General features: G+C 60.1%; 23 protein-coding genes and 4 tRNA genes. 19 read left to right on the forward strand and 8 right to left on the reverse strand.

From position 1 onward, the window contains the following. Positions 1-63: 63 nt before the first annotated feature. On the reverse strand, positions 64-354 hold the full coding sequence (locus ACP7C6_RS22450) for a DUF3565 domain-containing protein (protein WP_426109344.1): 291 nt from the start codon (positions 352-354) through the stop codon (positions 64-66). Here ACP7C6_RS22450 and ACP7C6_RS22455 point away from each other — a divergent pair. Then, the gene (locus tag ACP7C6_RS22455) at positions 353-838 is read left to right on the forward strand and encodes an FKBP-type peptidyl-prolyl cis-trans isomerase (protein WP_353631836.1); all 486 of its coding nucleotides are present in this window, start codon (positions 353-355) and stop codon (positions 836-838) included. The two genes, ACP7C6_RS22450 and ACP7C6_RS22455, sit on opposite strands and share 2 nt — an antisense overlap. A gap of 354 nt (positions 839-1,192) precedes the next feature. Here ACP7C6_RS22455 and rpsT read toward each other — a convergent pair whose 3' ends face one another. Next, the gene (gene rpsT / locus ACP7C6_RS22460) at positions 1,193-1,471 is read right to left on the reverse strand and encodes a 30S ribosomal protein S20 (protein ID WP_016976313.1); all 279 of its coding nucleotides are present in this window, start codon (positions 1,469-1,471) and stop codon (positions 1,193-1,195) included. Positions 1,472-1,724: 253 nt separating this feature from the next. Here rpsT and murJ point away from each other — a divergent pair, with 253 nt between their 5' ends. From murJ to ispH, 6 genes are all read left to right on the forward strand, one after another. Continuing rightward, on the forward strand, positions 1,725-3,263 hold the full coding sequence (gene murJ, locus ACP7C6_RS22465) for a murein biosynthesis integral membrane protein MurJ (protein ID WP_038844672.1): 1,539 nt from the start codon (positions 1,725-1,727) through the stop codon (positions 3,261-3,263). A 119-nt stretch (positions 3,264-3,382) separates the two neighbouring features. Then, the gene (gene ribF, locus ACP7C6_RS22470; RefSeq protein ID WP_010213269.1) at positions 3,383-4,321 is read left to right on the forward strand and encodes a bifunctional riboflavin kinase/FAD synthetase; all 939 of its coding nucleotides are present in this window, start codon (positions 3,383-3,385) and stop codon (positions 4,319-4,321) included. A 14-nt stretch (positions 4,322-4,335) separates the two neighbouring features. After that, complete coding sequence (ileS, locus tag ACP7C6_RS22475) at positions 4,336-7,167, forward strand: isoleucine--tRNA ligase (RefSeq protein WP_122686010.1); 2,832 nt, start codon at positions 4,336-4,338, stop codon at positions 7,165-7,167. Continuing rightward, a complete protein-coding gene (lspA, locus tag ACP7C6_RS22480; protein ID WP_028618779.1) occupies positions 7,160-7,669 on the forward strand; it encodes a signal peptidase II in 510 nt (169 codons plus the stop codon). Before ileS ends, lspA begins: the two co-directional genes overlap by 8 nt. Before the next feature lie 7 nt (positions 7,670-7,676). After that, positions 7,677-8,114, forward strand: coding sequence for an FKBP-type peptidyl-prolyl cis-trans isomerase (gene fkpB / locus ACP7C6_RS22485; RefSeq protein ID WP_173390393.1), 438 nt, complete (start codon positions 7,677-7,679; stop codon positions 8,112-8,114). A gap of 185 nt (positions 8,115-8,299) precedes the next feature. Beyond that, entirely contained in the window at positions 8,300-9,247 is a 948-nt protein-coding gene (gene ispH, locus ACP7C6_RS22490; protein WP_095014650.1) for a 4-hydroxy-3-methylbut-2-enyl diphosphate reductase, read from the forward strand. Here ispH and ACP7C6_RS22495 read toward each other — a convergent pair. Continuing rightward, positions 9,201-9,782: a GspH/FimT family pseudopilin gene (locus tag ACP7C6_RS22495; protein ID WP_028618780.1), complete on the reverse strand. Its 582-nt coding sequence runs from the start codon at positions 9,780-9,782 to the stop codon at positions 9,201-9,203. The two genes, ispH and ACP7C6_RS22495, sit on opposite strands and share 47 nt — an antisense overlap. Before the next feature lie 192 nt (positions 9,783-9,974). On the opposite strand from ACP7C6_RS22495, the gene pilV reads away from it, so the two are divergent. From pilV to thiO, 5 genes are all read left to right on the forward strand, one after another. Continuing rightward, positions 9,975-10,460 (forward strand): type IV pilus modification protein PilV, encoded by a 486-nt coding sequence (pilV, locus tag ACP7C6_RS22500; protein WP_068937519.1) that lies wholly within the window; start codon positions 9,975-9,977, stop codon positions 10,458-10,460. Then, positions 10,457-11,164 carry a PilW family protein gene (locus ACP7C6_RS22505; protein ID WP_028618782.1) on the forward strand — a complete coding sequence of 236 codons (708 nt, stop codon included), beginning with the start codon at positions 10,457-10,459 and terminating at the stop codon, positions 11,162-11,164. The genes pilV and ACP7C6_RS22505 overlap by 4 nt, the downstream gene beginning before the upstream one ends. Before the next feature lie 7 nt (positions 11,165-11,171). Further along, complete coding sequence (locus tag ACP7C6_RS22510; RefSeq protein ID WP_122686021.1) at positions 11,172-11,702, forward strand: pilus assembly PilX family protein; 531 nt, start codon at positions 11,172-11,174, stop codon at positions 11,700-11,702. A gap of 11 nt (positions 11,703-11,713) precedes the next feature. Next, the gene (locus ACP7C6_RS22515) at positions 11,714-12,112 is read left to right on the forward strand and encodes a type IV pilin protein (RefSeq protein WP_305383517.1); all 399 of its coding nucleotides are present in this window, start codon (positions 11,714-11,716) and stop codon (positions 12,110-12,112) included. A 62-nt stretch (positions 12,113-12,174) separates the two neighbouring features. Further along, complete coding sequence (gene thiO / locus ACP7C6_RS22520; protein WP_426109265.1) at positions 12,175-13,284, forward strand: glycine oxidase ThiO; 1,110 nt, start codon at positions 12,175-12,177, stop codon at positions 13,282-13,284. On the opposite strand, the gene ACP7C6_RS22525 is transcribed toward thiO, so the two are convergent. Both ACP7C6_RS22525 and ACP7C6_RS22530 read right to left on the reverse strand, forming a co-directional pair. Further along, a complete protein-coding gene (locus ACP7C6_RS22525; RefSeq protein ID WP_028618786.1) occupies positions 13,271-13,504 on the reverse strand; it encodes a PP0621 family protein in 234 nt (77 codons plus the stop codon). The two genes, thiO and ACP7C6_RS22525, sit on opposite strands and share 14 nt — an antisense overlap. Before the next feature lie 125 nt (positions 13,505-13,629). Further along, positions 13,630-14,655 carry an outer membrane protein assembly factor BamD gene (locus ACP7C6_RS22530; RefSeq protein ID WP_028618787.1) on the reverse strand — a complete coding sequence of 342 codons (1,026 nt, stop codon included), beginning with the start codon at positions 14,653-14,655 and terminating at the stop codon, positions 13,630-13,632. A gap of 149 nt (positions 14,656-14,804) precedes the next feature. Here ACP7C6_RS22530 and rluD point away from each other — a divergent pair, with 149 nt between their 5' ends. The 7 genes from rluD (at position 14,805) to ACP7C6_RS22565 (ending at position 19,900) form a co-directional block, all read left to right on the forward strand. Continuing rightward, positions 14,805-15,767: a 23S rRNA pseudouridine(1911/1915/1917) synthase RluD gene (gene rluD, locus ACP7C6_RS22535; protein ID WP_016976299.1), complete on the forward strand. Its 963-nt coding sequence runs from the start codon at positions 14,805-14,807 to the stop codon at positions 15,765-15,767. Further along, a complete protein-coding gene (pgeF, locus tag ACP7C6_RS22540; protein WP_353631834.1) occupies positions 15,764-16,489 on the forward strand; it encodes a peptidoglycan editing factor PgeF in 726 nt (241 codons plus the stop codon). The genes rluD and pgeF overlap by 4 nt, the downstream gene beginning before the upstream one ends. A 130-nt stretch (positions 16,490-16,619) precedes the next feature. Then, positions 16,620-19,184: an ATP-dependent chaperone ClpB gene (gene clpB, locus ACP7C6_RS22545; protein WP_028618789.1), complete on the forward strand. Its 2,565-nt coding sequence runs from the start codon at positions 16,620-16,622 to the stop codon at positions 19,182-19,184. Positions 19,185-19,485: 301 nt separating this feature from the next. After that, positions 19,486-19,561, forward strand: a tRNA-Asn gene (locus tag ACP7C6_RS22550). 10 nt (positions 19,562-19,571) lie between these two features. Further along, positions 19,572-19,648 (forward strand) — tRNA-Pro (locus tag ACP7C6_RS22555). 5 nt (positions 19,649-19,653) lie between these two features. Beyond that, positions 19,654-19,729: transfer RNA gene (locus tag ACP7C6_RS22560), tRNA-Lys, on the forward strand. 94 nt (positions 19,730-19,823) lie between these two features. Beyond that, a tRNA-Pro gene (locus ACP7C6_RS22565) sits at positions 19,824-19,900 on the forward strand. A gap of 191 nt (positions 19,901-20,091) precedes the next feature. Here the strand turns inward: ACP7C6_RS22565 and ACP7C6_RS22570 are convergent. The 3 genes from ACP7C6_RS22570 to ACP7C6_RS22580 are packed head-to-tail and all read right to left on the reverse strand — an operon-like array spanning position 20,092 to position 22,308. Next, a complete protein-coding gene (locus ACP7C6_RS22570) occupies positions 20,092-21,390 on the reverse strand; it encodes an NAD(P)/FAD-dependent oxidoreductase (RefSeq protein ID WP_028618790.1) in 1,299 nt (432 codons plus the stop codon). A gap of 60 nt (positions 21,391-21,450) precedes the next feature. After that, entirely contained in the window at positions 21,451-21,624 is a 174-nt protein-coding gene (locus tag ACP7C6_RS22575; protein ID WP_426109266.1) for a DUF3094 family protein, read from the reverse strand. Between the two features lie 54 nt (positions 21,625-21,678). Beyond that, a complete protein-coding gene (locus ACP7C6_RS22580) occupies positions 21,679-22,308 on the reverse strand; it encodes a DUF1780 domain-containing protein (protein WP_010213242.1) in 630 nt (209 codons plus the stop codon). Positions 22,309-22,344 lie beyond the last annotated feature (36 nt).

The raw sequence follows: 22,344 nt of genomic DNA on the forward strand, positions 1-22,344 counted from the left end.
TGCATGGCTTCGGTGAGGTTCTATGGTTGAACGTCTACCGGGAATCAGGCGCCAAGGTTATCGTTATTCGTGTGCTTGCGCACACCAGCCGCAGGCAAAGGGCTGGCCTATTTTTTCAAGGCGTTGCGCGGGGTCGAGTACCCAGGCGCGGGATTGCCAGGGTGGCTGGTGGCGCAGGTGCTGGGTGTGGCCGCAAGAGAGCTCGGCGACCCAGTGTTGATCGTCGTCCTGGCGGAACCCGATGATGAAGGATGCCGTTGATCGGTCCCGTCTGTCCGGGTTCTGTTCGCTTTCGAGCAAATCCTTGTTTAGACTTGTCCGTTCTTCATTCTTATGCAAAAGGTCTCGCCCCATGACGATCGCCGCTAACAAGGCTGTCTCCATCGACTATACCCTGACCAACGACGCTGGTGAGGTCATCGACAGCTCCGCCGGCGGCGCGCCGCTGGTCTACCTGCAAGGCGCAGGTAACATCATCCCAGGCCTGGAAAAGGCCCTGGAAGGCAAGAACGTCGGTGATGAGCTGAACGTTGCCGTAGAACCTGAAGATGCCTACGGCGAGTACTCGGCCGAACTGGTCAGCACTCTGAGCCGCAGCATGTTCGAAGGCGTTGACGAGCTGGAAGTGGGCATGCAGTTCCACGCATCCGCGCCGGACGGCCAAATGCAGATCGTCACCATCCGTGATCTGGACGGCGACGACGTGACCGTCGACGGTAACCACCCTCTGGCTGGCCAGCGCCTGAACTTCCAAGTGAAGATCGTTGCCATCCGCGACGCCTCCCAGGAAGAAGTGGCTCATGGCCACGTCCACGGTGAAGGCGGTCATCACCATTGATCGTGGTTTGATCAATAGGTAGCAAAACGCCCCGACTGGTTCGGGGCGTTTTTTTGCCTGCATTTTTTGGTTGACCGGTTTCCAGTGGTGAGCGGGCTTTTTGTGGTGAGCGGGCTTGCCCCGCGCCGGGGCGCGAAGCGGCCCTAAAACCTGAGATTGGGTTCTGTCTGGAGGAACGCGTTGAATGTATTGGGGCTGCTGCGCAGCCCAGCGCGGGGCAAGCCCGCTCACCACAAAAAAGCCGCACATCCCGCAGGGGGGATTTTCAGGCCCCAACAAAAATGCCCCGGACCTTTCGGTACGGGGCATTTCTTAACTGTTACGCAACCTGGGTTGCGATGCAGTTGTTACCACTTAGGCTGCAGCAGCGACGCTCAGAGCCTTGATGTGGCCATTCAGACGGCTCTTATGACGAGCGGCCTTGTTCTTGTGGATGATGCCTTTATCGGCCATGCGGTCGATAACTGGCACAGCCAGAACGTAAGCTGCTTGAGCTTTTTCAGCGTCTTTGGTGTCGATGGCTTTAACTACATTCTTGATGTAGGTACGAACCATGGAACGCAGGCTGGCGTTGTGGCTGCGACGCTTCTCAGCCTGTTTTGCACGTTTTTTGGCGGAAGGTGTGTTGGCCACCGTCGAGCTCCTCGAAAGACTTTTTAGGAAATAGCAAACAAAATAGGCCGCGAATCATGCCGATGACTTGATGTGTTGTCAAGGGCGGCTGATGCGAACTGCTGAGTGGTCGATCTGAAGAGGCGGGTGATTTATTTCCGGCGCTTGACCTGTAAACTCGCGAGCTTTGGCTCTGTGCTGTTGCAGGCGCGCAGTATCGCATAAGTAGGCGCTTTGTTCGCCTGCTCTTTATCTAAAGGCGCAAACTCTTTCAATGAATCTGCTCAAATCGTTGGCCGCCGTCAGCTCTATCACAATGATCTCCCGGGTTCTGGGGTTTGTACGCGACACGCTGCTGGCGCGCATTTTCGGCGCCAGCATGGCCACGGATGCCTTCTTTATCGCCTTTAAACTGCCCAACCTGCTGCGGCGGATCTTTGCCGAAGGTGCGTTTTCCCAGGCCTTCGTGCCGATCCTGGCCGAATACAAGACCCAGCAGGGCGAGGAAGCCACCCGCACCTTTATTGCCTATGTTTCGGGCCTGTTGACCCTGGTGTTGATGTTGGTGACCGTGCTCGGCATGCTCGCCGCCCCCTGGGTGATCTGGGCCACGGCGCCCGGTTTTGCCAATACCCCGGAAAAATTCGCGCTGACCACCGACCTGTTGCGCGTGACCTTTCCTTATATATTGCTGATCTCCCTCTCATCCCTGGCCGGGGCGATCCTCAATACCTGGAACCGTTTCTCGGTGCCGGCCTTCGTGCCGACCCTGCTGAACGTCAGCATGATTATTTTCGCGCTGTTCCTTACGCCATACTTTGATCCACCGGTGATGGCTCTGGGCTGGGCGGTACTGGCCGGCGGCCTGGCGCAATTGCTCTATCAACTACCGCACCTGAAAAAGATTGGCATGCTTGTCTTGCCGCGCCTGAACCTCAAGGACACCGGCGTATGGCGCGTGATGCGCAATATGCTGCCAGCGATCCTCGGTGTGTCGGTCAGTCAGATTTCCCTGATCATCAATACCGCGTTCGCCTCGCTGCTGGTCTCAGGCTCGGTGTCGTGGATGTACTACGCCGACCGCCTGATGGAATTGCCGTCCGGCGTGCTGGGCGTGGCGCTGGGCACGATTCTGCTGCCAACCCTGGCGCGCACTTACGCCAGCAAGGATCGCCAGGAGTATTCGCGCATCCTCGATTGGGGGTTGCGCCTGTGCTTTGTGCTGGTGCTGCCATGTGCGCTGGCGCTGGGGATCCTGGCCGAACCGTTGACCGTGTCGCTGTTTCAATACGGTCAGTTCGATGCCCATGACGCCTTGATGACCCAGCACGCGCTGGTCGCCTATTCTGTCGGGCTGCTCGGCATCATCGTGATCAAAGTGCTGGCTCCCGGCTTCTATGCCCAGCAAAACATCCGTACGCCGGTGAAAATCGCGATATTCACGCTAATCGTCACGCAACTGCTCAACCTGGTGTTTATCGGCCCGCTGGCCCACGCCGGCCTTGCCCTGGCGATCAGTGCCGGTGCTTGCATCAACGCCGGGCTGTTGTTTTACCAATTGCGTAAGCAGCAGATGTTCCAGCCGCAGCCAGGCTGGGGCCTGTTTGCCCTCAAGTTGCTGGTGGCGGTGGCCATGATGTCGGCCGTGCTGTTGGGCCTGATGCACTTCATGCCGGCGTGGGATGAAGGTCATATGCTGGAGCGCTTCATGCGTCTTGGCGTGTTGGTCGTCGCGGGTGTGGTGGTGTACTTCGGGATGTTGCTGCTGCAAGGCTTCCGCCTGAGGGATTTCAATCGCAAGTCCCTGGGTTAGAGAGTTTGCCGCGATAAAACGGTTGTTTTATCGATTCGATCCATTTGGCCTGTGCTGTTGCCTGTCGTCCGGGGCCGGGTGTGGTTATAATCGACCACTTTATGAGCAAGAAGCGCGTTATGCAGCTGGTTCGAGGTCTCCACAACCTGCGCCCCGAGCATCGGGGCTGCGTCGCCACTATTGGCAACTTTGACGGTGTTCACCGTGGCCACCAGGCTATCCTGGCTCGGCTGCGCGAACGCGCGGTCGAGTTGGGCGTGCCCAGCTGCGTGGTGATTTTCGAGCCACAGCCGCGGGAATACTTTACCCCCGAGACCGCGCCGGCCCGCCTGGCCCGCCTGCGGGACAAGCTGCAATTGCTGGCAGAAGAGGGCGTGGACCGTGTCCTTTGCCTGGCCTTCAACCAGCGTTTGCAAAGCCTGAGCGCCGCCGAGTTCGTCGACCGCATCCTGGTTGATGGCCTGGGCGTGCAGCATTTGGAGGTCGGTGACGACTTCCGCTTTGGTTGCGACCGCGTCGGGGATTTCGATTTCCTGCAGCATGCGGGCGTCAACCAGGGGTTTACCGTCGAAGCCGCACAAACCGTCGAACTGGACGGCCTGCGCGTGAGCAGTACCCAGGTGCGTAATGCCCTGGCCGCTGCCGACTTCGCCTTGGCCGAGCGTTTGCTCGGTCGCCCGTTCCGCATTGCCGGAAGGGTCCTGCACGGCCAGAAGCTGGCGCGCCAATTGGGCACGCCAACCGCCAACGTGCAACTCAAGCGCCGTCGTGTGCCGTTGACCGGGGTTTACCTCGTCAGCGTCGACATCGACGGCCAATCGTGGCCCGGAGTCGCCAATATAGGCGTCAGGCCCACGGTTGCAGGTGATGGCAAGGCCCACCTGGAAGTACATCTGCTGGATTTTGCCGGTGATCTGTATGACCGGCGTTTGACGGTGGTTTTCCACCAGAAGCTGCGTGAAGAGCAGCGTTTCGCCTCCCTTGAGGCGTTGAAAACGGCGATCAATGCGGATGTCGCCGCCGCCCGTGCACTAGCCGCACCTAGCGCCCATCGCTAACCGAAGAGCCTTAAATGACCGACTATAAAGCCACGCTAAACCTTCCGGACACCGCCTTCCCAATGAAGGCCGGCCTGCCACAGCGCGAACCGCAGATCCTGCAGCGCTGGGACAGTATTGGCCTGTACGGAAAGTTGCGCGAGATTGGCAAGGATCGTCCGAAATTCGTCCTGCACGACGGCCCTCCTTATGCCAATGGCACGATTCACATCGGTCATGCGCTGAACAAGATTCTCAAGGACATGATCCTGCGCTCGAAAACCCTATCGGGCTTCGACGCGCCGTATGTTCCGGGTTGGGACTGCCACGGCCTGCCGATCGAACACAAAGTCGAAGTGACCTACGGCAAGAACCTGGGCGCGGATAAAACCCGCGAACTGTGCCGTGCCTACGCCACGGAGCAAATCGAAGGGCAGAAGTCCGAATTCATCCGCCTGGGCGTGCTCGGCGAGTGGGACAACCCGTACAAGACCATGAACTTCAAGAACGAGGCCGGGGAAATCCGTGCCTTGGCCGAAATCGTCAAGGGCGGTTTCGTGTTCAAGGGCCTCAAGCCCGTGAACTGGTGCTTCGACTGTGGTTCGGCCCTGGCCGAAGCGGAAGTCGAGTACGAAGACAAGAAGTCCTCGACCATCGACGTGGCCTTCCCGATCGCCGACGAGGCCAAGCTGGCCGAGGCCTTTGGCCTGGCTTCGCTGGCCAAGCCAGCCGCCATCGTGATCTGGACCACCACCCCGTGGACCATCCCGGCCAACCAGGCGCTGAACGTGCACCCGGAATTCACCTACGCCCTGGTGGACGTCGGTGACCGCCTATTGGTGCTGGCCGAGGAAATGGTCGAGGCCTGCCTGGCCCGCTACGAGCTGCAAGGTTCGGTCATCGCCACCACCACCGGCTCCGCGCTGGAACTGATCAACTTCCGCCACCCGTTCTATGACCGTCTGTCGCCGGTGTACCTGGCTGACTACGTTGAACTGGGCTCGGGCACCGGTATCGTTCACTGCTCGCCTGCCTATGGCGTAGACGACTTTGTGATCTGCAAGAAGTACGGCCTGGTCAACGACGACATCATCAACCCGGTGCAAAGCAACGGTGTTTACGTGCCGTCGCTGGAGTTCTTCGGCGGCCAGTTCATCTTCAAGGCCGATCAGCCGATCATCGAAAAACTGCGCGAAGTCGGTGCGCTGATGCAAACCGCCACCATCCAGCACAGCTACATGCACTGCTGGCGCCACAAGACCCCGCTGATCTATCGCGCCACCGCGCAGTGGTTCATCGGCATGGACAAAGAGCCAGCCAGCGGCGACACGCTGCGTGTCCGCTCGCTCAAAGCCATCGAAGACACCCAGTTCGTCCCGGCCTGGGGCCAGGCGCGCCTGCACTCGATGATCGCCAACCGTCCGGACTGGTGCATCTCCCGCCAGCGTAACTGGGGCGTGCCGATCCCGTTCTTCCTGAACAAGGAAAGCGGCGAGCTGCACCCACGTACCGTCGAACTGATGGAGCAGGTGGCCCAACGCGTTGAACAGGAAGGCATCGAGGCCTGGTTCAAGCTGGACGCCGCCGAACTGCTGGGCGACGAAGCGCCGCAGTACGACAAGATCAGCGACACCCTGGACGTGTGGTTCGACTCCGGCACCACTCACTGGCACGTGCTGCGCGGCTCGCACCCGATGGGTCACGAAACCGGTCCGCGTGCCGACCTGTACCTGGAAGGCTCGGACCAACACCGTGGCTGGTTCCACTCGTCGTTGCTGACCGGTTGCGCCATCGACAACCACGCGCCGTACCGCGAACTGCTGACTCACGGTTTTACCGTCGACGAGACGGGCCGCAAAATGTCCAAGTCGCTGAAGAACGTGATCGAGCCGAAGAAGATCAACGACACCCTGGGCGCCGACATCATGCGTCTGTGGGTTGCGTCGACCGACTATTCGGGCGAAATCGCCGTGTCGGACCAGATCCTGGCCCGCAGCGCCGATGCCTACCGCCGTATCCGCAATACCGCACGTTTCCTGCTGTCGAACCTGACCGGTTTCAACCCGGCCACCGACATCCTGGCGGCTGAGGACATGCTCGCCCTCGACCGTTGGGCCGTGGACCGTACCCTGTTGCTGCAACGCGAGTTGCAGGAAAACTACGGCGAGTATCGCTTCTGGAACGTGTACTCGAAGATCCACAACTTCTGCGTGCAGGAACTGGGTGGTTTCTACCTCGACATCATCAAGGACCGCCAGTACACCACCGGCGCCAACAGCAAGGCGCGCCGCTCGGCGCAGACCGCGCTGTTCCACATCTCCGAAGCGCTGGTGCGCTGGATCGCGCCGATCCTGGCCTTCACCGCCGACGAACTGTGGGAATACCTGCCGGGCGAGCGCAACGAGTCCGTGATGCTCAACACCTGGTACGAAGGCCTGACCGAACTGCCGGCCGACTTCGAACTGGGCCGCGAGTACTGGGAAGGCGTGATGGCCGTGAAGGTTGCGGTGAACAAGGAGCTGGAAGTGCAACGTGCGGCCAAGGCCGTCGGTGGCAACCTGCAAGCCGAAGTCACCCTGTTTGCCGAGGAAGGCCTGACCGCCGACCTGGCCAAGCTGAGCAACGAACTGCGCTTCGTGCTGATCACCTCTACCGCGAGCCTGGCGCCATTCGCCCAGGCCCCGGCGGACGCGGTCGCCACCGAAGTGCCGGGCCTCAAGCTCAAAGTGGTCAAGTCGGCCTTCCCTAAATGCGCCCGTTGCTGGCACTGCCGTGAAGATGTTGGCGTGAACCCTGAGCATCCGGAAATCTGTGGTCGTTGCGTCGACAATATCTCGGGTGCTGGTGAGGTTCGCCACTATGCCTGATACCAGTCGTTTCGGACGTCTGGGCTGGCTCGTACTGAGTCTGCTGGTCCTGGTCATCGACCAGGTCAGCAAGGCTCATTTCGAAGGCTCCCTGCAGATGTTCCAGCAGATCGTGGTGATCCCGGATTACTTCAGCTGGACCCTGGCCTACAACACTGGCGCCGCGTTCAGCTTTTTGGCGGATAGCGGCGGCTGGCAGCGCTGGCTGTTCGCCTTGATCGCCGTGGTCGTCAGTGCGGTGCTGGTGGTGTGGCTCAAGCGTCTTGGCCGTGATGACACCTGGCTGGCGATCGCCTTGGCGCTGGTATTGGGCGGTGCGCTGGGCAATCTTTACGACCGCATTGCCCTCGGCCATGTGATCGATTTTATCCTGGTGCATTGGCAGAACCGCTGGTACTTCCCGGCGTTCAACTTTGCCGACAGCGCCATCACCGTCGGTGCAATCATGCTGGCGTTGGACATGTTCAAAAGTAAGAAAACCGGAGAGACCGTCAATGACTGATCAGGTATTGGCTGAGCAACGCATCGGCCAGAACACGGAAGTCACCTTGCATTTCGCACTGCGCCTGGAGAATGGCGATACGGTCGACAGCACGTTCGACAAAGCCCCGGCCACCTTCAAGGTCGGCGATGGCAACCTGCTGCCGGGTTTCGAAGCGGCCCTGTTCGGCTTCAAGGCTGGCGACAAGCGCACCCTGCAGATCCTGCCGGAAAACGCCTTTGGCCAGCCCAACCCGCAAAACGTGCAGATCATCCCGCGTTCGCAGTTCCAGGACATGGACCTGTCGGAAGGCTTGTTGGTGATCTTCAACGATGCGGCGAATACCGAACTGCCTGGTGTGGTAAAAACCTTCGATGACGCGCAAGTGACCATCGACTTCAACCACCCGTTGGCCGGTAAAACCTTGACCTTTGATGTTGAAATCATCGACGTTAAAGCGATCTAACAGATGAAACCGGCGCCTGCGAGCGCTGGCCTGTGTAGGAGCCGGCTTGCCGGCGATGCAGACGCCTCGGTGTATCGTCGACACCGCGGTGATGTTATCGCCGGCAAGCCGGCTCCTACAGGACTCGGCGCTCGCAAGGGCCCGAGTTGATCCATTTTCTTGCCCTGCAAGACACGAGGCACAGCATGCAAATCAAACTCGCCAACCCCCGTGGCTTCTGCGCCGGCGTGGACCGGGCGATCGAAATCGTCAACCGCGCCCTGGAAGTCTTCGGGCCGCCGATTTACGTGCGTCATGAAGTCGTCCACAACAAATTCGTGGTCGAAGACCTACGCGCGCGCGGCGCCATCTTTGTCGAAGAGTTGGACCAGGTGCCGGACGACGTCATTGTCATCTTCAGCGCCCACGGTGTTTCCCAGGCCGTGCGTACCGAAGCGGCAGGCCGTGGCCTCAAAGTCTTCGATGCGACCTGCCCGCTGGTCACCAAGGTGCATATCGAAGTGGCGCGCTACAGCCGTGACGGTCGAGAGTGCATCCTGATTGGCCATGCCGGCCACCCGGAAGTCGAAGGCACCATGGGCCAATATGACGCCAGCAATGGCGGGGCGATTTACCTGGTGGAAGACGAAAAAGATGTCGCCAGCCTGCAGGTGCAAAACCCCGAGCGCCTGGCATTCGTGACCCAGACTACCTTGTCCATGGATGACACCAGCCGCGTGATCGACGCGCTGCGCAGCCGCTTCCCGGCGATTGGCGGCCCACGCAAGGACGACATCTGCTACGCCACTCAAAACCGGCAGGACGCGGTCAAGCAACTGGCCGATGAATGCGATGTGGTTTTGGTTGTCGGCAGCCCTAACAGCTCAAACTCCAACCGCCTGCGTGAGTTGGCTGAACGCATGGCAACGCCGGCGTACCTGATCGATGGCGCCGAAGATATGCAACGCAGCTGGTTCGATGGCGTCGAGCGTATCGGTATCACGGCGGGCGCTTCGGCCCCGGAAGTGCTGGTGCGCGGCGTTATCCAGCAGTTGCATGCCTGGGGCGCCACTGGTGCCGATGAGCTGGCTGGCCGTGAAGAGAACATCACCTTCTCCATGCCCAAGGAGCTGCGGGTTCGCTCGCTGCTCTGAGTACCTGTGTGCCTGAGTAGCTCCGGCACAACGCCTGCTCGGCACGCTCGCTGCGCAGGCTGATGCGCCCGCTGGGCGCCAGTACGACCTGATACAGGCTCTGCGCCTGATCTGTGGCGCATACGTGCACGGTGCCAGCGCGAAAACCTCCTCCTGAAAACACCGGTTCGCCTAGTCCGCTGAAGCGCACCTGATTCTTGACAGGCCCATTGCCAACGATCGCCACGCCGCCATTGTCCTGGTGCTCCAGCAGTACTGGGTTGTCGTCATCCAGATAGCCGCGTCCGCTCACATCCACAATGACCCGCCAGCCCTGGCTCCAGTCGTCTTTCCGCGCATGAATCACCACCGGTTGGTTACGGGCGATGGCTTCAGTCCGGGCGTAGCGCAGGCCTGTGGCCAAGGATTGCGCGACGCCCTGTCGCTGCTGTGATTCCAGCAAACCCTTGAAGCTGGGGGTGGCCAGGCTGGCCAGGATGCCGCTCACGATCAGCCCGAGCAGCAGTTCGATCAGGGTGAAGCCTTGTTGGCGCATGTCTCGTCCGTCCTTGGATTCAGGTGAAGCACTAGGTATAGCGCCCAGTACGTTGCGCCGAATGATGGCCTTCATGTCCAAAGTATTTCCCTTTGTTCCGGGAGCAGCGCGAGCGAAAAACCGACGCTAGTCTTGGGTCGTACAGCAGATTTCTCCTGCTTTTTTCGGACCTCGACACGGATGACGACGGTAATGCTTGCTTGCCCCAACAGCGGTTTCCCCGAGGATTTTTCTAGGCGCCAAATCGGCATGACGCTGATCGAGGTGCTGGTTGCAGTGTTGATTCTCGCCATTGGCCTGCTGGGTGCGGCGGTGATCCAGCTCAATGCGCTCAAGTACACCGACAGTTCCAGGATGACCAGCCAGGCGAGTTTCATTGCCTACGACATGCTCGACCGAATCCGTGCCAATTCCGCTGTCGACTACTCATGGGGGCGGGCCGAGCGTGCTCCTGCCAGCAGTGCGTCAGCCAGCGTGCGCGACCTGGATTTGCATGATTTCGAGGCCAATATCCTCGGTTTTGCCGGGGCGAGCGCCAAAGGCTCGGTGTCGGTCAGTGCAGGCGAGGTGACGGTCAGCATCAGTTGGGACGATAGCCGGGGCGCAAACAGACCGGGTGCCCGGGAAACATTCACCCTGACCAGCCGCATCGATGATGAGTCGAGGGGCGCGCAATGAGGTGGAGCGTTAGGGGATTCAGCTTGGTGGAATTGCTACTGGCGTTGGCCATGGGCTTGGTAGTGGTGCTTGGGGTCACCCAAGTGCTGATCAGTTCCAGAGCCACTCACGCCAGCCAGCAGGCCGCCATGTTGCTGCAGGACGATGCACGGTTCTCACTGGGCAAGATGACCCAGGATATTCGCCAGGCGGGCATGTTTGGCTGTTTGGCCACGGCGTCTATCGACAATGCCCCATCCGCTTTTGATCAGCCGGTCAGTTGGAAGGCCGAGGCGGGGGTGAAGTCGCTGTCGCTGGTGACAACTGATGTCGGTCTGGAAAGTGGCAAGCCTGACTGGACCGTATTGTCCGACTGCACGGGGACCGCCCAGGCGTATGTTGGCAGTGCGCCAGCGCCTGCCCCCGGACAGATCCGCTTTGCGCTGCGCCAGATCACCTACACCTTCGAAGCCGGCCAATTGAAAGTCAGTACGCCTGCGGCGCCTGCCAAGGCCGTGCTGGTGGATAACGTGCAGGCTTTCGATATCAGCTTTGGCGTGGCTGCCAAACCTTCGTCGACGGAGGTAGCGCGTTACGACGCGAGTCCGGCGGACCTTGCCTTGATACGCAGTGTGCGCATCCTGATGACGCTGCAAGACCCAGCCGGGCGCGTGAAGGATCAAACCTACAGCGTCGTGGCGGCGCTGCGAAACCGGCTGGGGTAGGGCGGCCATGATGCTTAAAGAGCCTATTCGTCTGCGGCAGGCGGGCATGGTGCTGCTGATCAGCCTGGTGTTGTTGTTGCTGTTGTCGCTGATCGGGCTGTCATCCCAGCAAGGGGCGGTGAGCCAGCAAAAGGTCACCGCTAGCCTCTGGCACCGCAATCAGTCGCTGCAAAGCGCCGAGAGTGGCTTGCGGCGTGGGGAGTCAGTCGTAAAGCGATCATTTGCGATGCTGCCGCCTTGCCGGTCGGTTGTCACCTGCGCACCGCCGGCCGCCGCCTATTCGGTGGTTGGGGCGGGGCTGGACCCTGTTTCGGGGATCACTTGGACTGCACTGGACGGCGGTCTATACGGCATTCAATCCCTGGGACCCTCGGTGGGGCTGGCGCATTTGCCACCACGCACCGTGGCCGACGCGTATCGAGTGACGGCTGTCGGGTTAAGCGGCCAATTGCGCACGGTGCTGGAGAGCGTCTATGCGCATGTAGAAGAGGAGGGCGGCTCGCGTTTCCGGCGGGTGGCCTGGCGGCAACTTCAATAAGGAGCGTTGAAATGGGCATGGACAGCCAGGGCTTTACCCTGATTGAGTTACTGATCGCCGTGGCGATCATTGCGGTGCTGGCCGGGATTGCTTACCCCGGCTACACCAGCCATATGAAAAAAGTCTATCGCGTGGAAATCGTCGCGTTATTAACCGATCAGGCTCAGCATCTGGAGCGTTTTTATACAAGGAACGGTACTTTTATTGATGCAAGCGTCAGCGAGGGCAATGATCGCTATAGAATCACCGCAGCATTGAACCCTCAGGATTTCCAGCTGGTGGCTACGCCTGGCGTCCGCTCGGTGATGACCGGCGATCCTTGCGGCGACTTCAGCCTGGCCAGTACCGGTGCGCGGACCAATCCGGGCGCGGCACCTGAAATGTCGCGCAAGCTGTGCTGGGGGCAATGATGAGGGTGCTGGATGACTGGGCGCCAAGTGCGCGTGTTCCTATTTATCGGCTGGATCAAATGATGGCAGAGCAACAGCAGGTAGTGATTGTCGGTGGCGGGGTCATCGGCTTGTTGACAGCGTTCAACCTGGCGACCCAAGGGCAAGCCGTAGTGCTGCTGGAGCGCGCGGGGTTGGGGCGGGAGTCCTCCTGGGCGGGCGGCGGTATTGTCTCGCCGCTGTATCCCTGGCGCTACAGCCCGGCCGTCACCGCACTGGCCCATTGGTCCCAAGACTTTTATCCTCAGTTGGCACAGCGCCTGTTTGCCCAGACCGGTGTCGACCCGGAGGTGCATACCACGGGCCTGTACTGGCTAGACCTGGACGACGAAGCCGAAGCCCTGGCCTGGGCTGCGCGAGAAGGCCGCCCCTTGAGCAAAGTGGATGTCTCGGCTGCCCATGATGCCGTTCCGGTGCTGGGCGGCGGGTACTCCAGCGCGGTCTACATGGCTGACGTCGCCAATGTGCGCAACCCGCGCCTGGTCAAATCCCTCAAGGCGGCACTGCTCGCGTTGCCCGGCGTGACCCTCCACGAGCAGTGTGAAGTGACCGGATTTGTTCTGGATGCGGGCAATGTCGTGGGTGTGAACACAGCTGGTGGGCCGATCTTCGGTGATCAGGTTGTACTGGCGGCCGGGGCGTGGAGTGGTGAACTGCTGGGTACTTTGGGCCTGTCGCTGCCGGTCGAGCCGGTCAAAGGCCAGATGATCCTGTACAAATGCGCCTCGGACTTCCTGTCGAGCATGGTCCTGGCCAAGGGGCGTTATGCGATCCCGCGGCGTGACGGGCACATCTTGATCGGCAGTACCCTGGAGCATGAAGGCTTCGACAAGACCCCTACCGACACGGCGCTGCAAAGCCTCAAGGCATCAGCGGTGGAGTTGATTCCCGCCTTGGCGGACGCCGAGGTGGTTGGGCACTGGGCCGGATTGCGCCCTGGTTCGCCGGAAGGCATCCCCTATATTGGCCAAGTGCCGGGCTTCAAAGGCTTGTGGCTCAACTGCGGCCATTACCGCAATGGCCTGGTGCTTGCGCCGGCATCCTGCCAGTTGTTTACCGACTTGCTGCTGGCGCGTACGCCGATCATCGACCCCGCGCCTTATGCGCCCAAAGGTCGGATCAACGCTGGATAGACTTCGGTCCTTGTTCCAGATGCGCCTGGGTGCAATACCACTCCTGGCGCGAGCTCAGGGCGCGATCCTGTGGCAGGTGTACGCCGCAGTGGGCGCAGCGCACCATCAGGGCAGCGTCAGGCTCGCTGGTACGTTGCTGCTTGGCGGCCGGGCTTTTGAATTTGCGCCAGAACCATACTGCGGCGGCAATGACGGCAATCCAGAACAATAGACGAAGCATGATGGGCAGTTTCTCGACAAGGAATGCGCCAGTTTAGCCAAGGACGTGCCAGGCGCACAGCGCAATAAATATCACCCACAAAAAAGGAGCCTCGAAAGGCTCCTTCTTGATGACGCCGGGTGCAATCAGTCGAACACACCGAAGGTCATGTAGCTGAACCACGAACGGTCCTGGTTGTTGCCCAGGGCCTGCGGCTCTTCTTCTTCGATCACGTCGCCGTTCTCGTCATGCGGCTTGAGCTCCGAAGGAATGGCGTCCTTGGCGTCCTGGTACTGCTTGATCACGTCCTGGTTGGCGCGGGTTTCGCCCGGCGGCAGCGGTGGACGGGATTCGATCAGGCCCAGGGTGTACTTGCTCAGCCACGAACGGTTGTCCGCTTCAGCAACCTGAGGCACGAACTGGCCGTCTTTCAGGCTTGGGTGATCCGGGTAGTTGAGCTTCAGGGTTTCCAGGCTGGTGCTGGCCAGCTCGTCCAGGTGCAGACGCTGGTAAGCCTCGGTCATCACCGCCAGGCCGTCACCCACAGAAGGGGTTTCCTGGAAGTTTTCTACCACATAACGACCACGGTTGGCGGCGGCTACGTAGGCCTGACGGGTCAGGTAGTAATGCGCCACGTGGATCTCGTAGGACGCCAGCAGGTTGCGCAGGTAGATCATGCGCTGCTTGGCATCCGGTGCGTAGCGGCTATTGGGGTAGCGGCTGGTCAACTGGGCGAACTCGTTGTAGGAGTCGCGGGCAGCACCCGGGTCACGCTTGGTCATGTCCAGCGGCAGGAAGCGCGCCAGCAGGCCGACGTCCTGGTCGAACGAGGTCAGGCCCTTCATGTAGTAGGCGTAGTCGACGTTCGGGTGCTGCGGATGCAGGCGGATGAAACGCTCGGCGGCGGACTTGGCAGCTTCCGGCTCGGCGTTCTTGTAGTTGGCGTAGATCAACTCGAGCTGGGCCTGGTCGGCATAGCGCCCGAACGGATAACGCGACTCCAGTGCCTTCAGCTTCGCTGTGGCGCTGGTGAAGCTATTATTGTCCAAGTCTTTCTGAGCCAGTTGGTACAACTCGACTTCGCTCAGGTTTTCGTCGACGACTTCCTTTGTTGACGAGCAAGCAGCAGTCATGGCGAGGATGGCGATCAGCAGCAGGTGTTTCACTTGCATGGCGGCTTGCGTCCCTATGACGGCCGCTGTCTTGGGCGGGGCCGTCCTGTTATGATGAGCGCCCCGTTGAAAGCCTCGGGGCAAAAGACGCCGTATTTAACCACAAGCGCGCAGCCGAAACCAAAGGCTACGCCACGCCTAGTCTGAGCATGTCCGATAAAATTGAACTTCGCGCAGAGGTGCCGTCCGAATTGGGCGGCCAACGCCTCGATCAAGTCGCCGCACAATTATTCGCTGAGCACTCGCGCTCGCGCCTTTCCGCCTGGATCAAAGACGGCCGCCTGACTGTGGATGGAGCGGTTATCCGCCCGCGAGACATAGTCCATGGCGGTGCGATTCTTGAGCTGACTGCCGAGCAGGAAGCCCAGGGAGAATGGGTCGCCCAGGACATCGAGCTGGATATCGTCTATGAAGACGACGACATCCTGGTCATCAACAAACCCGCAGGCCTGGTGGTTCACCCGGCGGCCGGGCACGCTGATGGCACCTTGCTCAATGCCCTGCTGCACCACGTGCCGGACATCATCAATGTCCCGCGCTGCGGCATCGTGCACCGTCTGGACAAGGACACCACCGGTTTGATGGTGGTGGCCAAGACCATTCAGGCGCAGACGCAGTTGGTCACACAATTGCAAAGCCGCAGCGTCAGCCGGATCTACGAGTGCATCGTGATCGGCGTGGTGGTAGCGGGTGGCAAGATCAACGCCCCAATCGGTCGCCACGGCCAGCAGCGCCAGCGTATGGCGGTGATGGAAGGCGGCAAGCAGGCCGTTAGCCACTATCGTGTGCTGGAGCGTTTCCGTTCCCACACTCACGTGCGGGTCAAGCTGGAAACCGGCCGTACCCACCAGATTCGCGTGCACATGGCGCACATCAACTTCCCGTTGGTCGGAGATCCGGCCTACGGCGGTCGCTTCCGTATTCCGCCTGCGGCCAGCCAGACCATGGTTGAATCGTTGAAAACCTTCCCGCGCCAGGCCTTGCACGCACGTTTCCTGGAGCTGGACCATCCGACGAGCGGTAAACGGATGAGCTGGGAATCGCCGCTGCCGGACGATCTGGTCTGGCTGCTGTCGCTGCTCAAGCAGGATCGCGAGGCGTTTATCGGATGAGTGACTGGCTGATTCCTGACTGGCCTGCGCCGGCTCAGGTGAAAGCCTGCGTCACCACCCGTGCGGGCGGCGTCAGCCTGACGCCGTTCGACAGCCTCAACCTGGGCGATCACGTCGAGGACAGCCTGGAGGCCGTCCTTGAGAATCGCCGTCGTCTTAGCGATGCCTTCAATATTCAGCCGGCTTGGCTGCGTCAGGTTCATGGTGTGACTGTGGTCGAAGCCGACCCAAATCGCACCGCCGAAGCGGATGGCAGTTGGACCAGCACCCCTGGCATTGCCTGCACCTCCATGACCGCCGATTGCCTGCCTGCGTTGTTCTGCAACCGCGCCGGCACCCATGTGGCGGCGGCCCATGCCGGTTGGCGTGGACTGGCGGCGGGCGTGCTGGAAGCTGCCTTTGAAAGCCTGGATACCGATCCGTGTGAAGTGCTGGTCTGGCTTGGCCCGGCGATTGGTCCGCAAGCCTTTGAAGTCGGCCCGGAAGTGCGTGAAGCCTTCATGCAGCAATTGCCGATCACCGCTGAAGCCTTCGTGCCCAGCCGTAATCCTGGCAAGTTCATGGCCGACATCTATAAGCTGGCCCGTTTGCGCCTGGCCGCACGTGGCGTCACTGCTGTTTATGGTGGGGGGGTCTGCACCGTGACCGACCCGCGCTTCTTTTCTTACCGCCGTAGCCCACGCACCGGTCGGTTTGCCTCCCTTATCTGGCTGGAACGCTAGACTCATCTGATCTGCGTCAACTGTCCGTAGCTTGAATCTCCCAGAATCCACCCCATCTATAAGGGTATCTGGCAGGTTTCTTCATTCAGGATGTTTTATAGCTCCGGCCTGCTCAAAAGGAAGGTGACTAATGCGTATAGATCGTTTAACCAGCAAATTGCAGTTGGCGTTATCTGATTCTCAATCCCTGGCGGTGGGCCTCGACCACCCAGCCATCGAGCCTGCACACTTGATGCAGGCGCTCCTGGAACAGCAAGGTGGTTCTATCAAGCCCTTGCTGATGCAGGTGGGCTTCGACGTCAACAGCCTGCGCAAGGAGTTGAGCAAGGAGCTCGACCAACTGCCGAAAATCCAAAACCCTACCGGCGACGTGAATATGTCCCAGGACTTGGCGCGCCTGCTTAACCAAGCGGACCGCCTGGCCCAGCAAAAGGGCGACCAGTTCATCTCCAGCGAACTGGTGTTGCTCGCTGCCATGGACGAAAACAGCAAGCTCGGCAAGTTGTTGCTGGGCCAGGGCGTGAGCAAGAAAGCCCTGGAAAACGCCATCAACAACCTGCGTGGCGGCGACGCGGTGAACGACCCCAACCATGAGGAGTCGCGCCAAGCCCTTGATAAATACACCGTCGACCTGACCAAGCGCGCTGAAGAAGGCAAGCTTGACCCGGTGATCGGCCGTGACGATGAAATCCGTCGCACCATCCAGGTCCTGCAACGTCGCACCAAGAACAACCCGGTGCTGATCGGTGAGCCTGGCGTGGGTAAAACCGCGATTGCCGAGGGCCTGGCCCAGCGCATCATCAATGGTGAAGTGCCGGACGGCCTCAAAGGCAAACGCCTGCTGTCCCTGGACATGGGGTCGCTGATTGCCGGCGCCAAGTTCCGTGGCGAGTTCGAAGAACGCCTGAAATCCCTGCTTAATGAACTGTCGAAGCAGGAAGGGCAGATCATTCTGTTTATAGACGAACTGCACACCATGGTCGGCGCCGGTAAAGGCGAAGGCTCCATGGATGCGGGCAACATGCTCAAGCCAGCCTTGGCGCGGGGCGAGTTGCATTGCGTCGGTGCCACGACGCTTAACGAATATCGCCAGTACATTGAAAAGGACGCGGCCCTTGAGCGTCGCTTCCAGAAAGTGCTGGTGGAAGAGCCGAGCGAAGAGGACACCATTGCGATCCTGCGTGGCCTGAAAGAGCGTTATGAGGTCCACCATAAGGTGGCGATCACTGACGGTGCGATCATTGCGGCGGCGAAATTGAGCCACCGCTATATCACTGATCGTCAGTTGCCTGACAAGGCCATCGACTTGATCGACGAAGCGGCCAGCCGCATCCGCATGGAGATCGACTCCAAGCCGGAAGTGCTCGACCGTCTGGATCGGCGCCTGATTCAACTGAAAGTTGAGTCCCAGGCCCTGAAGAAAGAAGAAGACGACGCGGCGAAAAAACGCCTGGAAAAACTCCAGGAAGAAATCGTCCGTCTGGAACGTGAGTATTCGGACCTGGAAGAAATCTGGACCTCGGAAAAAGCCGAAGTGCAGGGCTCTGCGCAGATCCAGCAAAAGATCGAGCAGTCCCGCCAGGAGCTGGAAGCCGCGCGCCGTAAAGGCGACCTGAACCGCATGGCCGAGTTGCAGTACGGGGTGATCCCCGACCTGGAGCGCAGCCTGCAGATGGTCGACCAGCACGGCAAGCCTGAAAACCAGTTGCTGCGCAGCAAGGTGACCGAGGAAGAAATCGCCGAAGTCGTCTCGAAGTGGACCGGCATTCCGGTGTCGAAAATGCTCGAAGGCGAGCGCGACAAGCTGCTGAAGATGGAAAGCCTGTTGCACCAACGTGTGATTGGCCAGGAAGAGGCCGTGGTCGCGGTGTCCAACGCGGTACGGCGTTCGCGGGCCGGTTTGTCCGACCCGAATCGTCCGAGCGGCTCGTTCATGTTCCTCGGCCCGACCGGTGTGGGTAAGACCGAACTGTGCAAGGCCTTGGCCGAGTTCCTCTTTGATACCGAAGAGGCCATGGTGCGGATCGATATGTCCGAATTCATGGAGAAACACTCGGTGGCTCGCTTGATCGGTGCACCACCAGGCTATGTGGGCTACGAAGAGGGCGGTTACCTGACCGAAGCCGTGCGGCGCAAGCCTTACTCGGTGATCCTGCTGGATGAGGTCGAGAAGGCGCACCCGGATGTGTTCAACATCCTGCTGCAAGTGCTGGAAGATGGACGCCTGACGGACAGCCACGGGCGTACCGTGGACTTCCGCAACACGGTGATCGTGATGACCTCCAACCTGGGCTCGGCACAGATCCAGGAGTTGGTGGGTGATCGTGAAGGCCAGCGCGCTGCCGTGATGGATGCGCTGACCAGCCACTTCCGTCCGGAGTTCATCAACCGGGTCGACGAAGTGGTGATCTTCGAGCCTCTGGCACGGGATCAGATCGCCGGCATCACTGAGATCCAGTTGGGCCGCCTACGTGGGCGCCTGGCAGAGCGCGAGCTGGACCTGGTGTTGAGCGGCGAGGCGTTAGACAAGCTGATCGCGGTTGGTTACGACCCGGTGTATGGCGCACGGCCTCTGAAACGTGCGATCCAGCGCTGGATCGAGAACCCGCTGGCCCAGCTGATCCTGTCCGGCAGCTTCATGCCGGGCACCAGCGTCGAGGCGACGGTGGAAAACGACGAAATTGTCTTCCACTGATCCCCGTCTGTTGGGTATTAAGAGAAGGCCCCGCATTGCGGGGCCTTTTTTTTTCGATAGGGCGTTGAACTGTAAGGCAAAGGCTTGTAAAGTGCGCCCCGCAGCAACGTCAGCCCACGGGTTTCTTCTCCCCAAGAAGAAATCAGAAACAAGCGCAAATCATTGTCTTAAAAGCAATTTAAAGGGTTGACAGGGGTTTTTAAGATTGTAGAATAGCGCGCCTCAGAGACATGAACGTAGCGATACGGACAAGTCGAAGAGAAGGTAGTAAGCAACAACGTAGTGCTTTGAAATATGTAGTTCCGTGATAGCTCAGTCGGTAGAGCAAATGACTGTTAATCATTGGGTCCCAGGTTCGAGTCCTGGTCACGGAGCCAATTTCAATATCGGGGTATAGCGCAGTCCGGTAGCGCGCCTGCTTTGGGAGCAGGATGTCGGGAGTTCGAATCCCCCTACCCCGACCATATTTGGGTCGTTAGCTCAGTTGGTAGAGCAGTTGGCTTTTAACCAATTGGTCGTAGGTTCGAATCCCACACGACCCACCATTTTTGAGACCAGTTAACGCTGGAATCGAATCTTAAGATCAGAGGCCAAAAGCGCTGATCGAAGAAGGCGACTGAAAGGTCGCCTTTTTTTTACCGGGGTATAGCGCAGTCCGGTAGCGCGCCTGCTTTGGGAGCAGGATGTCAGGAGTTCGAATCCCCTTACCCCGACCATATTAAAAATCCCCGTATCGAAAGATACGGGGATTTTTTTTGTGCACGCAAATCTGACTCACCGCAAAACGAATGTGGGAGCGGGCTTGCTCGCGAAAGCGGTGGTTCAGTGCCAGATGTACTGACTGATACACCGCTTTCGCGAGCAAGCCCGCTCCCACATTGACCAAGTCCCCTCCGGGACCGTGTTGTTAGTGCAGTTTCAGGCGCGGCTCGGTTCCACGCCCAATCTTGCTCCCCAGCATCAACATCGCCGTGCGGAAGACCCCATACAGCGCCATCTGGTGCATGCGGTACAGCGACACATAGAACATCCGCGCCAGCCAGCCTTCGAGCATCACACTGCCGGTGAGGTTGCCCATCAAGTTACCCACCGCCGAGAAGCGCGACAGCGAGATCAGCGAGCCATAGTCGGTGTACTTGTAGCTCGGCAGGTCCTTGCCCTCGATACGCAGCTTCAGCGACTTGGCCAGCAGCGATGCTTGCTGGTGAGCGGCCTGGGCCCGTGGCGGTACATTGCGGTCGGTGCCCGGTTGCGGGCAGGCGGCGCAGTCGCCAAAGGCGAAGATGTTTTCGTCGCGGGTGGTTTGCAGTGTCGGCAGTACTTGCAGTTGATTGATGCGGTTGGTTTCCAGGCCGTCGATGTCCTTGAGGAAACCTGGTGCGCGAATCCCCGCGGCCCAGACCTTGAGGCTGGCGGGAATCACCTGGCCACTGCTGGTGATCAGCGCATCGGCCGTCACTTCGCTGACCGCCGAATTGGTCAGCACGGTCACCCCAAGTTTCTCCAGGGTTTTATGCACAGGCCCGCCGATACGCTCCGGCAGGGCTGGCAGCACCCGTGGGCCGGCTTCGATCAGGGTGATGTGCATGTTTTCCGGCTTGATGCGGTCCAGGCCGTAGGCGGCCAGCTCGTGGGCGGCGTTGTGCAGTTCGGCGGCCAGCTCGACCCCGGTTGCCCCCGCGCCGACGATGGCGACGCTGATCTTTTCCACCACATCCGTCTGCCCGGCATGGGCGCGCAGGTAGTGGTTGAGCAGTTGCTGGTGGAAGCGCTCGGCCTGCTTGCGGGTGTCGAGGAACAGGCAGTGTTGCGCCGCGCCTTCGGTGCCGAAGTCATTGGTGGTGCTGCCAACAGCAATCACCAGGCTGTCGTAGCCCAGCACGCGCGCGGGCACCAGCTCACGACCTTCTTCGTCGAGGGTGGCGGCCAGCTGGATCTTCTTCTGTTCACGGTCGAGCCCGCTCATGCGCCCCAGTTGGAACTCGAAGTGGTTCCATTTGGCTTGGGCGACATAATTGAGTTCGTCTTCCGAAGAGTTCAGCGAACCGGCGGCCACTTCGTGCAGCAAGGGCTTCCAGATGTGGGTCAGGTTGGCGTCTACCAGCGTGATGCTGGCGGTGCCGCGCTTGCCCAGAGTCTTACCCAGGCGGGTAGCCAACTCCAGGCCGCCGGCGCCGCCGCCGACGATAATAATACGATGGGTCATGGGGATATCTCGCAAGGCTAAAAGAAATCGGAGCAGTTACCCCCGCGAGCGCCAGGCAGCTCATAGCGTCAGGTAACTCAAAAGTCGGCTCAGCAAGCCCAGGCCGATCACCACAACAAGCACCACACCCAGGAGCAGCCACGGCCGGAAAGGCTTGCGCTCGATTCGGTTTTGGGAGAGTTGCAGGTACTCTTCGACATGCTGTTGGTCATCGGGGTTCAGGCGGCTGGTCATAAAGGCCTCGTCAGGTAGACGTTGCAAAAGGGCGCCACGTTACAGTCCGGGGGATCAGAGGCTGATGCCCACATCGAACACTATGCTGCGGCCCAGGTTGTTGCGCAAGAAATCCGGTGCGTCGGGGTGAGCGAACAAAACCCGTGCAAAGGTCGGCCCCACCAGCGACAACGAGCGCCAGCCCTGGCGCAGGTATTCGGTCGGCGGCGGAAAATGACTGTTGAGGTCGAGTACTTCGCGCTTGAGGCTGGTGAAGGCGACGATATCCAGCTCCCCCAGGTCCATCCCGCGTTCTTTATAGTTATGCGCCTTCTTGCGCAGTGTAGGTGCCAGGCGCAATAAAAATTCGTGGGCCGGAATGCGCCGCGGCTTGGCTTCGCGCCGCACCAATTGGCTCAGGGAGAAGGCGCTGCGCCGACGCAGCAACTCGTCGCGCCATTCGTCGTTCAGGCGGCGGCCCTCATCCAGTACGAAAAACACCTCGAAGCTGGCATCGCGAAACAGTACGTCCGGCGGCTCTTGCCCGGCGGCATGAAACTCTTCGGCTCGGTAGGGCACGTTCAAGCCTTGCAGCAGGCGCTGGCAGACCCAACGCTCACGCTCCCATTTGCGGGCATTGGACAGGAACGCGTTGGCTTGTTCGGCTGCTACGGTGAGCAGGCGCAAGTAATCTGAGTCATCCATAGCTAGCAGCTTAGCGCTCAAATGATGACCGCAGGA

This window comes from Pseudomonas sp. TWR1-1-4, assembly GCF_049897165.1.
GTDB lineage: Bacteria > Pseudomonadota > Gammaproteobacteria > Pseudomonadales > Pseudomonadaceae > Aquipseudomonas > Aquipseudomonas canadensis.